16 protein-coding genes are annotated in these 15,602 nt (G+C 37.5%); 6 read left to right on the forward strand and 10 right to left on the reverse strand.

The features are described from left to right. Nucleotides 1-172: 172 nt before the first annotated feature. The 6 genes from OSO01_RS15540 to OSO01_RS15565 all read right to left on the reverse strand — a co-directional run bounded on the left by OSO01_RS15540 (nt 173) and on the right by OSO01_RS15565 (nt 5,755). Complete coding sequence (locus OSO01_RS15540) at nt 173-1,273, reverse strand: Gfo/Idh/MocA family protein (RefSeq protein ID WP_147211434.1); 1,101 nt, start codon at nt 1,271-1,273, stop codon at nt 173-175. 27 nt (nt 1,274-1,300) lie between these two features. After that, the gene (locus tag OSO01_RS15545) at nt 1,301-2,146 is read right to left on the reverse strand and encodes a sugar phosphate isomerase/epimerase family protein (RefSeq protein ID WP_186813678.1); all 846 of its coding nucleotides are present in this window, start codon (nt 2,144-2,146) and stop codon (nt 1,301-1,303) included. A gap of 251 nt (nt 2,147-2,397) precedes the next feature. Beyond that, nucleotides 2,398-3,381: a LacI family DNA-binding transcriptional regulator gene (locus OSO01_RS15550; protein ID WP_147211388.1), complete on the reverse strand. Its 984-nt coding sequence runs from the start codon at nt 3,379-3,381 to the stop codon at nt 2,398-2,400. Nucleotides 3,382-3,728: 347 nt separating this feature from the next. After that, entirely contained in the window at nt 3,729-4,394 is a 666-nt protein-coding gene (locus tag OSO01_RS15555) for an LrgB family protein (protein WP_307725849.1), read from the reverse strand. 5 nt (nt 4,395-4,399) lie between these two features. Then, nucleotides 4,400-4,768 (reverse strand): CidA/LrgA family protein, encoded by a 369-nt coding sequence (locus OSO01_RS15560; RefSeq protein ID WP_147211390.1) that lies wholly within the window; start codon nt 4,766-4,768, stop codon nt 4,400-4,402. Nucleotides 4,769-4,873: 105 nt separating this feature from the next. Then, nucleotides 4,874-5,755, reverse strand: a complete 882-nt coding sequence (locus OSO01_RS15565) for a LysR family transcriptional regulator (RefSeq protein ID WP_186813679.1) — start codon at nt 5,753-5,755, stop codon at nt 4,874-4,876. A gap of 176 nt (nt 5,756-5,931) precedes the next feature. Between OSO01_RS15565 and OSO01_RS15570 the strand changes: the two genes are divergently transcribed. The 6 genes from OSO01_RS15570 to OSO01_RS15595 all read left to right on the forward strand — a co-directional run bounded on the left by OSO01_RS15570 (nt 5,932) and on the right by OSO01_RS15595 (nt 10,774). Next, nucleotides 5,932-6,732, forward strand: coding sequence for a MurR/RpiR family transcriptional regulator (locus OSO01_RS15570; RefSeq protein ID WP_147211392.1), 801 nt, complete (start codon nt 5,932-5,934; stop codon nt 6,730-6,732). A gap of 444 nt (nt 6,733-7,176) precedes the next feature. Beyond that, entirely contained in the window at nt 7,177-8,262 is a 1,086-nt protein-coding gene (locus tag OSO01_RS15575) for a tyrosine-protein phosphatase (RefSeq protein ID WP_147211393.1), read from the forward strand. After that, nucleotides 8,259-8,693, forward strand: a complete 435-nt coding sequence (locus OSO01_RS15580; RefSeq protein ID WP_147211394.1) for a PTS sugar transporter subunit IIA — start codon at nt 8,259-8,261, stop codon at nt 8,691-8,693. Before OSO01_RS15575 ends, OSO01_RS15580 begins: the two co-directional genes overlap by 4 nt. Continuing rightward, nucleotides 8,674-9,144 (forward strand): PTS sugar transporter subunit IIB, encoded by a 471-nt coding sequence (locus tag OSO01_RS15585; RefSeq protein ID WP_147211395.1) that lies wholly within the window; start codon nt 8,674-8,676, stop codon nt 9,142-9,144. The genes OSO01_RS15580 and OSO01_RS15585 overlap by 20 nt, the downstream gene beginning before the upstream one ends. 2 nt (nt 9,145-9,146) lie before the next feature. After that, nucleotides 9,147-9,950 (forward strand): PTS mannose/fructose/sorbose/N-acetylgalactosamine transporter subunit IIC, encoded by an 804-nt coding sequence (locus tag OSO01_RS15590; RefSeq protein ID WP_222595740.1) that lies wholly within the window; start codon nt 9,147-9,149, stop codon nt 9,948-9,950. Then, the gene (locus OSO01_RS15595) at nt 9,950-10,774 is read left to right on the forward strand and encodes a PTS system mannose/fructose/sorbose family transporter subunit IID (RefSeq protein WP_147211396.1); all 825 of its coding nucleotides are present in this window, start codon (nt 9,950-9,952) and stop codon (nt 10,772-10,774) included. The genes OSO01_RS15590 and OSO01_RS15595 overlap by 1 nt, the downstream gene beginning before the upstream one ends. A gap of 236 nt (nt 10,775-11,010) precedes the next feature. Here the strand turns inward: OSO01_RS15595 and OSO01_RS15600 are convergent, their stop codons facing one another. The 4 genes from OSO01_RS15600 to OSO01_RS15615 all read right to left on the reverse strand — a co-directional run bounded on the left by OSO01_RS15600 (nt 11,011) and on the right by OSO01_RS15615 (nt 15,589). Next, nucleotides 11,011-12,027, reverse strand: coding sequence for an oxidoreductase (locus OSO01_RS15600; protein WP_147211397.1), 1,017 nt, complete (start codon nt 12,025-12,027; stop codon nt 11,011-11,013). Nucleotides 12,028-12,209: 182 nt separating this feature from the next. Continuing rightward, nucleotides 12,210-13,730 carry a xylulokinase gene (gene xylB, locus OSO01_RS15605; protein WP_147211436.1) on the reverse strand — a complete coding sequence of 507 codons (1,521 nt, stop codon included), beginning with the start codon at nt 13,728-13,730 and terminating at the stop codon, nt 12,210-12,212. A 228-nt stretch (nt 13,731-13,958) separates the two neighbouring features. Then, nucleotides 13,959-14,471, reverse strand: coding sequence for a D-lyxose/D-mannose family sugar isomerase (locus OSO01_RS15610; RefSeq protein WP_186813684.1), 513 nt, complete (start codon nt 14,469-14,471; stop codon nt 13,959-13,961). Nucleotides 14,472-14,491: 20 nt separating this feature from the next. Then, complete coding sequence (locus OSO01_RS15615; protein WP_147211399.1) at nt 14,492-15,589, reverse strand: PTS fructose transporter subunit IIC; 1,098 nt, start codon at nt 15,587-15,589, stop codon at nt 14,492-14,494. Nucleotides 15,590-15,602: the final 13 nt, after the last annotated feature.

The raw sequence follows: 15,602 nt of genomic DNA on the forward strand, positions 1-15,602 counted from the left end.
GTCACGTCAACGCAGAGATTCGCCGCTTATCATTTGGGAACTTTTTGAACATCCTCATAAAGATAGCCCGAGTAACGATTAAATGAACCTTTTCTCGGGCTGCCCTCTGCTTCGTTTCTTCTTTTTCTACATACAGTTATCACAATACATTCTTGGGTACAATAAATAATGTTTAATTTAATTCAACAACTTGTCCAGTCTCTGCAGACTTATAAATTGCTTCTAAAATTTGTGTAACAACGAAAGCTTCTTCTGGTTTTACCAAAGGCTCCGTATCATTTAAAATACTATCAATCCATTGGGTTGCTTCTGCATCTCTCTGCTCAAGAGTCTCCCCTGAAAAACCGTATATTCCTCCAGCTCCCGACGGCGTTGTCTCCACTAATTGATTATGAGCAACATGATTAAATACAACGTAACCTTTATCTAAAAATGCTTCACCAAACATTTCTGCACCGCCTTTTGTACCACAAAGGGTTACTTGCGCTTCTTTTGTATTTACCATATTGAGAGCCCATGCAGATTCCAGAAAGATTGTTGCACCATTTTCCATTTTTATAAAACCAAAAGCCGAATCTTCAGTCTCAAATGACTCTGGGTCCCAATGACCAAACATGTTTCCTTCAGGTCTATCTTTTAGTTTCTGATAAGTCGAACCAAATACACTTTTAGGCTTATAATTGTTCATACACCATAGTGCTAGATCTAATGCATGTGTTCCAATATCGATCAGCGGCCCTCCTCCCTGTTTTTCCTTATCAGGGAAAACGCCCCATGTCGGTACACCTCTTCTTCTTACCGCATGTGCTTTTGTTAAATATATATCACCCAGTTCATCATTCTTACACGCCTCATGCAGCATAATGGAGTCCTGACGGAAACGATTTTGATAACCTATGGTTAGTTTTTTACCTGTCCGCCGTGCCGTTTCCAGCATTTGTTCCGCTTCTTTAGAATTAATAGCCATGGGTTTTTCGCACATAACATGCTTTCCGGCTTCCAATGAATAAATTGTAATTTCTGCATGAGATATATTAGGTGTACACACATGAACTACATCAATATCTATTTCTTCCAGCATGTTCTTGTAATCTGTGTATGCTTCTGCTTCACTACTTCCATATTCCTTTAATGCTTGTTCAGCTCTTTCTTTTATGACATCACAAAAACCAACCAGTTCTGTTTTATCCGTAAGCTTTACAAGAGCAGGAAGATGCTTCTGCAGAGCGATACCTCCACATCCAATAATGGCTATTTTCAACTTATTATCTATATTCAAATGTATCAGCCTCCAAAATAACTATTCATTTAGCATGTTTTTTAAATTTTTGTAACTGATTTCAATACTCTCTAGTTGATTTCTAGTTGTTAAATCCTGTTCTACTAAGATATATTCTGCACTTCCAATATCCTCCGCCGTTTTAATAATTTCTGGAATTTCCATCATTCCATCTCCAATTTCTGTGAAATACTCTGGCTGGGAGAATGGAATGAAAGCCTCAAAATCAATGACCGCATTCTCATCTATGCTTTCAAAAGCGTTCACCGGATTCGTTGATGACGGCATATCCTTCTGATGAATAATTTTACATCTCTCTTTTACTTTTTTAAGATAGTCTACAGGGTCTACGCCGCCCCTTAATGTCCAATAAGTATCAAATTCCAGTTTAACCAGCTCAGGATCGGTGTTTTTCAGTATAATATCAAGAACGTATTCTCCATCGAATTTTTGAAACTCTTGAAAATGGTTATGGTAATAAAAGTCAAGACCCTTCTCCTTACACTTTTGTCCATATTTGTTTAGTGTTTTACTGAACTCTAAAACCTCTTGTTTATTACTGAAAAATGCAATTGAACAGCCTATGCCTCCACTTCCCAGCTCTAAATTATAAGTTATTGCCTCTTCTATAATTTCATCAGTAAGAGGTGATACATGCATAGAAATCGCCTTAAGTCCCAGCTCTTCTAATCTATTTTTTAAATCTTTCGCTTCCAGGCCTTCTATCTTCATCTCTTTATCAGCATCATGGATAAAAAATTCTAAATTCCGATAGCCAATATCAGCAATCTTTTTTAATGTAGAGAAATAATCCTTTGCCAACTCATCACGTACTGAAAACAACTGCAATCCCATAGATAATGTCATATGCATCCCCTTTTCCTTTTTGTAATCGATTACATTTTTATTTTTAATTAATCGCAACCATCCAGGATATACTGTCTTTTTTCAAAGATTGATATTAGTATTCTTAAATATTGAAGATAGTTTACACTCAAATTTCAGCAAATGTAATCGATTACTTAAAAGTCTATAGCTCCTCAAAAATAATGTCAAGCGAAAATTCAAATTTATCAGTTTTTTCATTATTTACCAATATTTATTATTAATAAATCCCTTCAGGTGGTCTCACGAATTATTAAATGGTGGTCCAAAACTAGGCTTTCTACTTCTTCTCCTCTAATCTTACTCATAAGCATCTGAACTGAAATACTGCCCATATCATACATTGGTTGTGCTACCGTAGTTAAGGGAGGATATACTACATTCGAAAATTCAATATTATCAAAGCCAAACAAAGCCATTTCTTCCGGTACCCTTAACTGATTAATATGTAACTCTTTCAACGCTCCTACTGCTAATACGTCTGAAACAGCAAAAACAGCAGTTGGCCGATCGGCCTGGTTCAACAGGACTCTCATTGCCTGCTGTCCCGACTCAAAATTTAGATGCTTTGTATTATAAATCCAATCATCTTTAATTTCCAAGTCAAATTCCTTTAGCGCTTTTTCATATCCTCTGTATCGTTCTGATGCATAAAGAAATTTTTTATCAAAATTGATAAGCCCTATTTTTTTATGTCCCAGCTTGATTAAATGCTTAACAGCTTGATATGCTGCCCGCTCACTGTCAATCGTTACATAAGACAGGGTATTATCTTTAGCATATTCACTACACTGCACAATTGGATATTTAGTGGAAAGCTCAATTAATCTCTCCTTATTCACTGTAGGATCCATTGAAATTATGCCGTCAGCCAGTTTATTTTTAATCATATTAAAGAATATAACTTCTCTAGCAGGATCTGAGTCTGTTTCACACAAAAGAATATTATATCCAGATTCGATTGCTTTATTTTGAATACCATTTATTATTTGCGCGTAAAACGGGTTGGAAATACTGGGTAAAAGCACCAAGAAAAGCCTGGTTTGAGATGTTCTTAAGCTTCTTCCCAAAACACTGGGTTCATAATTTAACTCTCTGATTGCATTTTGAACTTTAAACTGCGTATGTTTTCTAACTTTATCCGGGGTATTAATCACACGTGAAACTGTAGCAACAGAAACACCTGCATATTTGGCAACCTCCTGTATAGTAGCCATTAGTATCTCCTCCATTCTTAAAAGTAATCGATTACATAATATTTTTCATCTGCCATTGAAATTTTTGAATATAGTTGATTTTTCTTATCTTTATTATCATACAATCAATTTTATATAATTGAAAGAGCATCTGTTCAATATAGCCTGAGACATTAAACATTTTTCATTTTAGTTTTTTGTTGTACATATAAAGAACTTGGATAATCCCTCAAGTATGAAAAAAGTACCTCCTTCCATAGATAGATTTATCCTGTCGGCAGAGGTACTTCTTCATTTGTATATTGATTCGTTGAAAAATCTCAGAACATAATAGCTTTAAATGTATGAAAATGACAATATTTTTTACTCTAAATAAAGGTAGTTAACAATGTCCCCCAAACCAGTGTAATCAGGGCTGCAAAAATCATGGCTAATGAAGAAAAAACAGATTCCTGTTTTCCATATTCCAATGCTTTACTCGTACCAACACCATGTGCCCCCATTCCTAAAGCCAGCCCCTTCGCAATCGGTGTCTTGATGGATAGCCACTTCAGCACTTTAGGTCCAATAATCCCTCCTGCTATCCCAGTTATAATAACAAAAACTGTTGTCAATGCCGGCAGCCCTCCAATTTCTTTAGATACCTCCATTGCAATAGGGGTTGTAATTGATCTCGGAAGAATAGATACAATAAAATCATCACTCAAATGAATTAACTTTGATAACAAAAAAGTCGAAATCATAGCCACAAGCGTACCAACCGTAATGCTGACAGCAATTGTTCCGATATATTTTTTTATAATAGCTAAATTCTTATAAATTGGAACGGCAAATGCAACTGTAGCTGGTGCCAGCATATGCGACAATAATTTCGAGCCCTGCAAATATTGATTGGCAGACACATGTGTGATAGTAATTAACACAATCAATAGGATTGGCGCCAGCAGCAATGGATGAAAGGCAGCTATGATTATTTTTTTATAAATCTTTTTGGAAAGTAAATAAATCAAATACGTTACAATAGTAAATACCACAATGATCAATGCCCTTCCTCCTTTCTTTTAGCAGATACTTTTTCTGCAGTTAAGGCCGTGACACCCATGACAATCATCGTACTGATAAGAATCAAAAATACAATTCCTATCCCCTGCAAACTGAAAATCTGTTGGTAATTCACAATTCCTACTGCCGAAGGGATGAAGAAGAGCAGCAGCTCGGCCATTAGCCATTTAGCACCCTGCTCTACCCATTCCAGCTTGATTATATTGCAGCACAACGCCACAAACAATAGAAACAATCCAAGCATAGAAGACGGGATTGGCAAAGGAATAAAGTATTTTAATGCTATTCCTAAGAAGAGAAAAACATGTAAAAAGCCTATTTGTAAAATAACCCCTATTATTTTCATCCGCTTCCCCTTCTTTTCCTTCATTTCAAATTAACTAATAACCATATTACGCTGCTTTACTCTATTCGTAAAATACATATTAATCATACTTTTCATAACTTAAAGTTATAATGAATCGGTTAAAATAAAATCAATGAATTTCCTTCCTGCATTGGAAATGTATTTCCCTTTTTTTGTAATGACAGCCAGTTTCCACAGGATAGTCGGTTTAAGACTGATAATATTAATATCCTTCGTAAACAGACGGTTACAGATTGATTGCGGTAAAATGGCTATTCCCAAATTAGCTGCTACCATCTCAGACATTAGATCCCACTGCATACTCTTAAATAAAATTTTAGGTTCAAAACCTGCCGTAATAAAGAAATGATTTCGTACAATTTGGTTTAAGGCAAAGTCCTCATGGTAAAAAATAAATTCTTCATCCCTTAGATCCTTTACATCCACTTCTTTAAAAGAAGCCAGCGGATGGTTCTTATGAACAATCAGCTTCATTTCTTCCTCCACGATGGGATAAACATCGAAAATCTGCTCATCTATAGGAAGTACTGCCACACCAAGCTCAAACTCTCCCTCTTCTACACTTTTTACAACCCTCGCTCCCCCATATTCGGTAATATCTAATTTGATGTTGGGATAACTGCGATGAAAATTCTTCATAACCTTCGGGAAAAACAGACTCCCGATAAACGGAGGCAGTCCAATATTGAGCTGACCCACCGAAAAATTAGTTAAATCGTTTAACGTCAATTTCATTTCATCTACTAATCCTGTTATTTCCTTTGTGTATTCTAACACCATATTTCCCGCATCTGTTAAGTCTATCGTCTTGTTAGTCCGGATAATCAGAATCGCCTCAAGCTCCTCCTCCAAAGCCTTGATAGACTTGCTTAGTGCCGGTTGAGAAATATGTATTTGCTGTGCAGCTTTTGTAATGCTTTTATGCTTCGCTACTTCCTTGAAATAAAGTAATTGTTTTAATTCCAAAATTGTCACCTCCGTTTTTTTACTATAACCAATATATCATTTTTCAAAAAACGATTAATGCCATACTTATCCTGTCCTCAATTAAATGAAATATTTCATTAATCCTTCCTGCAAATATCCACTCACGTTATAATGATAACTAAAGCATTTTACGCATCTGTTGAAAGGAGACAACCATGGATATTTTAATGAAGATTCAAGAAGACTATCTGAACTTTTCCAAACAAGAAAAGAAAATTGCTGATTATATACTGCGCTGCAGCCATGAGATTAACAATATGAAAATTGGAGAACTGGCAAACAGAACAGGTACTTCTAATGCATCCATTACAAGATTTGTAAAAAGAATTGGCTGTAATAATTATTCGGATATGAAATTTCTTATCAATGCTAAAGCAGATCCTGAAGAGAATCAGGAAACACAAGGAATCGCTGACGAAGTGCTTGTATACTACCAAAATGTCATAAAAAATACACAGCGGTTAATTGACATAAATAAGATTAAAGAGTTCCTGAGCTTAATAAAAAAGGCAGCCAATATTAATATCATCGGCATTAGCAGCTCTGGTGTTACCGCAGACCTTTTCAGCATCCGATTAATGCGGATGGGGTTAACGGCCAAAAGTTATTCAGACCCTTTATGGATGCTTATGCAGGCAAGTATAGCCAAGCCGGGAGACTTATATATAGCTATTTCAAACAGCGGTACTACCCATTCCATTGTAGAAACTCTTACGGAAGCCAAAAAAAATGGAGCAACCATTGTCTCTATCACCGGTTATTTCGAAAACCCCGTTTCTAAATTAAGTGATCTGGTATTTTATGTATATAACACCCGTTTTGTCCATGATGAAAAATTTTCTAACTCGCAATTTTCCATGGTTTATTTAATGGATGTTATTACCACCTTTCTTCTGGAGGATGAAGAATTTAAAGATAAAACACTCAAAACAAGAGAAATTGTTGGAGATTTATAAAAAAATATTAAAAAATTTTGCGCGGGAACTTGAGAAAAGGAAAATTATTTTCAAGTTCTTTTTTTATCGCAGTGTAACTGGCTGTAAGACTCCCACTTCATGAATAGAGTAAAATTAAATACTCTATATAGGAGGTCAACAGCCAGTAACGGCCCGATTGGTTCGAGCCTATAGGACGTAGGTCATAAAGGCGTTGCGACACGACGTCGCGAATTTAGCCTTTGTTCCTTATGTCAAGTGGAGGATGAAAAGAAAACCTCCACTGAATGAAGCTTCACTTTATATTTCTTAAATAAATAGGAGCCTCTTTTGCAAAAAGAATTGTAAAAACGCTAATTCCACGCACATTTTTGGTAATTATTATCAAAAATTACATATTGAAATAATAATTATCATCGTTTATGATATGTATAAATTCAAGAGCAGCACTAAAGGAGGTATTTTGTGGGGGAATACAAACAACCATACACAATATCAAATATAGAAATACAGAGGAACGATAACCAGCTAACAATACGATTAGCAAACGCATCAAAATCAGAGTATCAATTATATGTCGGCAGAGAACCGGAAGCAGAAAAAATCAATAAATTACTCGTTACCAGTTCAACAGGTGAGTTTACCGTTTCGTCACCGGTAGCGGAAGGACCGTATTATTTTTTAATTAAATCCGGTGATTTTAAGACCAATATCTTTTCAGAGCGTGTCATCCAATTACATGGAGCGATTAACATCCGGGATATGGGAGGCTATGAAACGAATGATGGCAGAGTTACAAAATGGGGACTGCTATTTCGGGGCGATCAATTATCAAAATTAGATACAGATGATGTAAAGCTGCTGGAACGAATGAATTTGAAAACCATTGTCGATTATCGTTCGGATCATGAACGCAACATAAATCCAAATGTAGAAATACCAAGTGTAGCAAACACTTATCATTGCGATCCACATTCAAGCTTCTCGGAAGCAGCAGCCAATGCGATCGATTTGCATAGCGAAAACGTTAAACTTGTAAGCGCTTTAGAAAAAGGAGAAATTGATCCTAAATATATTAATGGCAAAGGTGAAAATGTCATCGAAGATTACCGTAAATTAATTGATTCCGACGAAGCCAAAAATGCTTACGGAAAATTTCTTCGTATCTGTGCAGACAATGAAAATATCCCGCTGGTTCATCATTGCAGAGGAGGAAAAGACCGGACAGGCTTAGGCTCTATGTTCTTACTACTGCTGTTAAATGTGAAAGAAGAAGAAATCATACGAGATTATGTTCTTACAGGAATTATCAGAAGAGAAAGAAATCAACTGAAATATCAGCACTACAGTGCACTAACATCGAATCAAAACTATTTAGATTATCTCATGGCGATGATTGAAACTAGAGAAGAATATGTGAAGGCCAGTATTGATAGATTGAAAGAGCTTTATGAATCAGTAGATGCCTATATGATTCAACATTTTGGACTGACAGAGGAACAAATAGAAAGAATGAGAGAGATATATCTGGAGGAGAGTGTTGCAAAATGAGTCAAGTAGCAGTACTTGTTGCGAGTCACGGAGAGTTTGCCAAGCATGCATTGAAAAGCGCAGAAATGATTGTTGGAGAGCAAGATAATTGTGGTGTTGTCATAGTAAGTATGGACTTAACATTGGCAGATGCTGAAAAGGAGCTTGCGGAAGAATTGAATAAATTAGACCGCAGCGCAGGAACCGTTATTTTAGTAGATATTTTTGGAGGGACTCCCTCTAATATGAGCGGGAGAATCGTGCTTTCTGAAGAGAATGTCTTAGCTGTCAGCGGTTTAAATCTACCAATGCTGCTTGATTTATTTAGTAACAGGGACAGAAGCCTGGATGAAATTGCAGAATCCTTGAAAAGCACCTATCAGGATGGTTTTACAAATATAACAGAACAATTAAACAAAGGAGAAGATGAAGATGAGTGTGAAATTTTGTAGAATTGATGACCGGTTAATTCATGGCCAAGTCGTAACCACATGGGTGAATGTTCACAGTATTGAACAGGTAATTATTTTAAACGAAACCGTTGCACAGGATAAAATTCAATCAAATGTGTTGAAAATGAGTGCACCGAGCAATATTAAACTGCATATTTTTTCACCTGAAAAATTCCTGGAGGTTATTCAAAAAAACCCGCTTTCCCGGAACACCATGCTGCTGTTTTCTTCACCATTTGATGTAGAGAAGCTGGTTAATGCAGACTATGAGATTCCAAGCCTGAATGTTGGCGGAATGCGTGGAAACGCAGAACGTACCCAATATACAAAAGCAGTATCACTGACTCCGGAAGAAAAAGCTTCCTTTGAAAGATTACTTGCGAAGGATATAGATATTACGATTCAAATGGTACCTAGTGAAGCACGTGTAAAAATGAATGAGGTGATTTAGTCATGACCATGACTATTATTGTAATTACCTTAATAGCTTTTATTCTCGGAATTGATGATGTAAGTACAAAAATGTTTCGAAGACCATTATTAATTGCACCAATTATCGGGTTTATTTTAGGAGATGTTCAAGCTGGGCTGGCAATCGGCGCGACTCTTGAAATAATGTGGATGGGTATTGGAAATGTAGGCGCATATATGGCACCTGACCTGATTACAGGGACAATTATCAGTACTTCATTAGCTATTATGAGTACAAATGGAAGTATCGAAACAGCGGTTGCAACTGCGATTACTCTAGCTATCCCGACTTCTATTTTAGCTCAGCAATTACTGGTATTAATACAGACAATCAACGTTTCATTAAATAGCTGGGCAAAACGGCTGGCCGACAACGCCGATGTGAAAGGGACCTTCTGGTTAATCTATCCGCCAGCATTGTTAACTGGTGCAGCTCGTGCTGTTCCTACATTTATAGCTCTTTATTTTGGGGCTGGGGCAATTCAATCGGCTGTAGATGCTTTGCCAACCTTTGTCATTAACGGATTGGAAACCGCCGGCAGCATCATTCCGGCTGTAGGTATTGCCTTATTAATGCTTGCCATGCTTAAAAAGTTTGAGCTTTGGATGTTCTTAATTCTCGGATTTGTTTTTTCTTCCTACTTAGGATTAGATATTCTTCCAATGACTTTAATCGCGATTGTGTTTGCATATTTCTATGAAATGATTACACGCAAAACGGCAGCAGGCGCAAATGGAGCGAATGAATCATCCAAAAATACAGGAGAAGAGGAGTATGATCTGTAATGGAACAAAAACTGACTAAAAGAGATTTATGGAAGTTGTTCATGCGATTAAACACCATGCGAATCACATTGAACTATGAAACATTACAGGGTGTCGGATTTATGCGTGCCATTGCTCCTGTATTAGAAAAAACATATACCGATAAAGAAGAATTATCCGATGCAATGAGACGACACACTCAATTTTATAATTCTCATGTTAACGGTGATGCAGTAATCTTAGCAGTTACGGCTGCTATGGAGGAATCAACAGGACCAGATGAAAAAGAAGGAATTAATTCATTGAAAACTGGTCTCATGGGTCCATTGGCTGGACTGGGTGACAGTCTGATTAAATTCACATGGGTACCAATCATCGGCAGTATCGGAGCATCCTTAGCTTTCAGCGGAAGTATTATTGGACCTATTCTGATGTTTATTCTTTATAATATCGTGAACATTGGCCTTAGATATTATGCTATTGTATATGGATACAAAAAGGGTATTGGCTTCCTGAATGACAACCAGGAAAGCAATTTAATTCAAAGAATTTCCACGATGGCTAATGTCGTTGGACTGATGGTCGTCGGCGCACTTATTTCAACGATAATCAAGGTGCAGACCCCCTTAGAAATATCAACGGGATCCAGTGTCACCGGTGAAGTTGGAGAGAACGTCATTGCTATCCAGGAAATGCTTGATCAAATTATGCCATCTGTTTTAAGTCTGGCAGTTACGATTACTGTTTACCATGTTCTCAAGAAAACAAAAGGCTCTCACGCGGCCATGATTATTGTCATTATGATGCTTCTGACAATAGCCTTAACTTATTTTGGAATCTTATAGAGGATGGCTTACAGATAATTGGATAAAATATGGCGTCATTAACATTTTAAAAATATTAGTGAAGCTCAAAGTCTGAAACGTTGGAAAATCTTCGTTTCAGGCTTTTTTTACTGTCATCGCGGTTCCTTGCTAAGAATCGCACGGTTATATGTTTTACACATCCAAAAACCTGGATAAACAATTTAGTTTGTTCACCCAGGTTCTATCAGTCTGCATTACCCCATCATTCTTCTTTTTTACTTTAAATTTTTTACCCCTGTTTCTAACATTTCCATTTGCAGCAGCGTCTGCTCATCCGTAATAGTTTTATCCTTCCCATTTATCACAGCTTCGTACACATCATCGTATACTCTTCCGTAATCTCCATTGACGGATGGCACCTTTTCTTCATGAATGGTCCCTTCTTCATCAATATAAGTCAGTACACCGTAATGATGGATGGTATCTATACCAAAATCCTTATTATCAGGCATATAAAATAGCTTTAAGTGCTCTTCCTGACGATCCTTTGTTTCTTTGATAAAGCACCCTTTGTTACCATGGACAACAAAGCTCGGTCTTTCCTTCAGCCTGAAATAACTGGATTTCACAGATACTTTTAACCTGCCGTAATATAGATCGAGATCGAAATAGTCATTCATTCTTCCCTGCCCCAGCAATTGTTTCACATCATAACGGATATCATCCGGCTTGCCGAAATAGCTGATAACCTGATCCAGCGTATGACAGCCATGTCCATATAGAAATGATGAATTGGGGTCAAAGGAATCGGCAGACTCCGGCACTTCAGGGCGGTAATAGTCATAGTGCATTTCCACCTCCAGCAAGTCCCCGATTTTCCCTTCTTCTATCACTTTTTGAACAGTTAAAAAATCACTATCAAAACGTCTGTTTTGATATGCCTGTACAATTAACCCTTTCTCTTTTGCCAACGCAAATATTTCTTTTGCCTGTCCGGAGGTTTCCATAAAAGGCTTTTCGACCAGACAGTGCTTATTATGTTCTAACACAAGTTTTGCGTATTCATAGTGGCTGTCGTGTTTTGTGCAAATCACAATGAGTTGAATTTCCTCATCCTGTAATAGTTCATTTAAATCAGAAGTATAATGAACCCCTTTAATCTTATCCCAGTTATCATGGTCAGGGTTTCTCCGATAAATTGTTTTCACCTTTATATTCTCTCTTTGCAGTACGAATGGCAAATGGTATCTGTTTGTGCTTTTTCCATTTCCTATATAACCGATTGTAAGCATAGTGGCCTCCTAAAATAGATTTATATGCATTTTCTTCTATTATTACTTATAACCGGGTTTGGGTCAAAGACTTCATACAGCATGACAAAAAGTACCTCCTTCAATTGATAGATTATCTTGAAAGCAGGCACTTCTTTTATTGCATATCAATTTGTTAAAAAAGCCTGGATAAATATCTTTTCTCAATCATGTTTATTAACTGTTCCGCTTCGATATACCATCAGCTCATGATTGATCTGCTTGGTATTTGCATAGATAGATTGGTAGAGTGTAAATAATTTGCTGTACATTGTTACATTATCTCTGATTGGCTTTACTATTTGTTTTTCTTCTAAAAATTCATTTGCACAGCTCGCCAATGAAGGAAACCATCCTAGCCCATAAGCTGCCAGCATTGCTGCTCCTAATCCAGGACCTTGTTCACTGTTTAACTTAATTACATCTACACCAAAAATATCTGCTTGAATTTGCAGCCATAGATTGCTTTTCGCTCCACCACCAACAGATACAACAGTATCTATTTTCTTACCTTCCTGTCTAAACAGCTCCAGAGATTCATTCAAAGAGAATGTAATTCCTTCTATGACTGCTCTGGTAAAATTACTGCGTTCATGTGACCGGTCTATGCCAATAAAACTGCCGCGTATCGTTGAATCTACATGCGGAGTGCGCTCCCCTACTATATATGGTGTAAAAAGTAGTCCATTTGCTCCTATCGGCACATCTTCCGCTTCTTGTAACAGTTTTTCAAAAGCCGTTTCTGCTGCAAATTCATTTCTAAACCAAGATAAGCTATCACCTGCTCCCAATGTCACGCCCATTGTGTAATATGCATTGTCTGCAGCATGATTAAAATAATGTACAGCTCCATTAAAATTTTTGTCTCCAGACCCTTCATACGATAAAACAACGCCAGATGTCCCGATACTCACCATTGTCCTGTTCCCGGATAGAATACCAGATCCTACTGCACCGCAGGCATTATCTGCTCCTCCTGCAAAAACCTTTGTTTCTACACGCAAGCCTGTTCGTTCCGAAACTGTTTCATGGATCATCCCCACCATCTCATGCGAGGATACAAGAGATGGACATAAATTTATATTTACATTCAATAGTTCACAGATTTCTCTGCTCCAAGATCTGTTCTCTACGTCTAATAAAAGGGTTCCCGCAGCATCTGAATAGTCTGTATGTAACTTCCCCGTTAACCGAAAGCGCAAATAATCCTTTGGAAGTAAAAACAAGCTGGAGTTCTGATAATTTTCAGGCTCATTCTTTTTTACCCATAACAATTTCGGCAAAGTAAATCCTTCCAGTGCTATGTTTTTCGTTGCCTTGAGAAGTCTGCTTTTACCTAGTTTCTCCGTTATTTCCTGACATTCTGCCGTTGTCCGCGTATCATTCCATAGAATAGCTGGGCGGACTACCTCATGATTTGAGTTAAGTAAGATAAGCCCGTGCATCTGTCCTGAGAAACTTATCCCTTCAATATCCTCTACGTCACCGGAGAAATCAGCAACAAGCTCTGATAAACCAGCTATTGTTTGTTCAACCCAATCTTCCGGATTCTGTTCACTATAGCCGGGTTTTTCCTGTAATAACGGATATTCTTTAGATACTACCTGTTCTATCTCCCCTTGCTGGTTCACTAAAAGAAGCTTTACAGCACTTGTTCCCAAATCCACTCCAATGGCATATTTCACTTTTTCCACGCTCCCTGCCGATCCTGATAATTATTTGATAACAGTAAAGAAGCTAAGATAGAACCGTATTGCACATATGCCGTTTGCATTGATTTCCATTCTATATGCATACACGTTTCCTAACCTTAGCATCTCTCTCTTGACCGAAATTGCTGCTCATGTCTAATCCTATCTTTCACAAAAAGGGGAATCTCCTTCTATCTTAGCTGCTATGACTACCGTTTTTAACTATACTCTTTGAACAGAAGGGTCAGAAAAGATATCACTGGCATCATCACTGGTTGTCGAAAACTCACTGATTACCGCTCCCTTTGGCCCTGCCTGAAACCAATGCAAAACATTAGGAGAAATCGTGAACTGATCGCCTGGATAGAGGATATGTTCTTCCCGCGCTGTATAAAAATCTTCTTTTCCTTCAGGTACAGTTGCCTGAATAGCAGAAGATTTATCTCCTTCTACATAGAGATAGACTTTTCCATAACGGCATCGAAATGTCTCCAATTTCCCTTTCCTACCTTTAACAGGTGGATGACGATGCTCAGGACATGTCTGATTTGGCAACAGGACCATTTCTTTTGCGCAATAATGTGCATTGTTTTCATATACAACAAGATTCAGCGCTTCTTCTCGCAAATTTCTCAACCCAAAATCCGCTATCTCTAAATTTTTTACTTCCAGCGGGGTCAGAACGATACCCGCTTTTTGAAAATATTCCAAGACCTGTCTTTGATAATCTTTCATTTCCATTATTACACCCACTCTTAAGAAATTCTCAAATCGGATATATCTATATCTGCTTCTTCATGTTCTTTCACTTTATTTTCCTGAGCATCTGTAACCGGCTTTTTCAGAATGATTAGTGCAATCGCAGTTGCCAATGATCCAATGAGTAATGCAGCAATAAAACCAATTGGATTTTCCATTGTCGGCAATGCAAACATTCCTCCTGCAGGAATGCGTGAATCTGCTGCCCAAAGCATACTCAGACCACCACCGATGCCGCCACCAATTCCTGTAGCGACCACACAGCGGATAATATCATTCATAACAATCGGGAAACATCCCTCTGTAATTTGACAAATCCCCATTGGAAAAGCCGTTTTAAGTGTTTCCACTTCCAGTTTTGTATATATTTTTTTCCGAAATAGCTTAGAAATAAAATATGCCATCGTCATTCCAAATGGTGTTACCATAGATGCCAGAATTAAAACGGTAATAGGTTCATAGATTCCTTCACTGAATAAGGTAAACACGAATGAAAAGACAATTTTATTAATAGGTCCACCATAATCAATCGATGACAAGACACCTATAATCACTCCATAAAGAAATAGAGAAGATGTGTTCAAGTTACCAAGATAAGCAGTTAAATACTCTGTAAAAACAGAAATAGGTGTACCTATGATATAAAACATTATCAGTCCCGCAAGCGCTGCTCCCAGAAACGGTATGATCAATGTAGGCATCAAGCCTTCCATCCATTTCGGTACTTTCACATATTTCTTGATAAATTGAACAAGATACCCTGCAATATAACCACCCAGCAATCCTCCTAAAAATCCAGCTCCAATACTGCTGGATACCATTCCTACAATAATCCCAGGAGCAATCCCCGGTTTATCCGCGATAGAGAAGGATATCGCCGTAGCTGCAACCATCGGCAGCAGACCTAAGCCCAAATTCCCCATAGTAGTTAATGTATCAGCAAAAGTAAATCCCGCACTAAAGTCTTCTATATTTTGTCCGCCTAATATATTTCCTATTGCCAACAGGAAACCTGCTCCCACAACGACAGGTAAGAAAAAAGAAATCGCTGTCATCATATGTTTTTTCAATTCCATTTTTTTTAACATCGACATAAAGCTAACCTCT

Source organism: Oceanobacillus sojae (assembly GCF_007991515.1).
GTDB lineage: Bacteria > Bacillota > Bacilli > Bacillales > Amphibacillaceae > Oceanobacillus > Oceanobacillus sojae.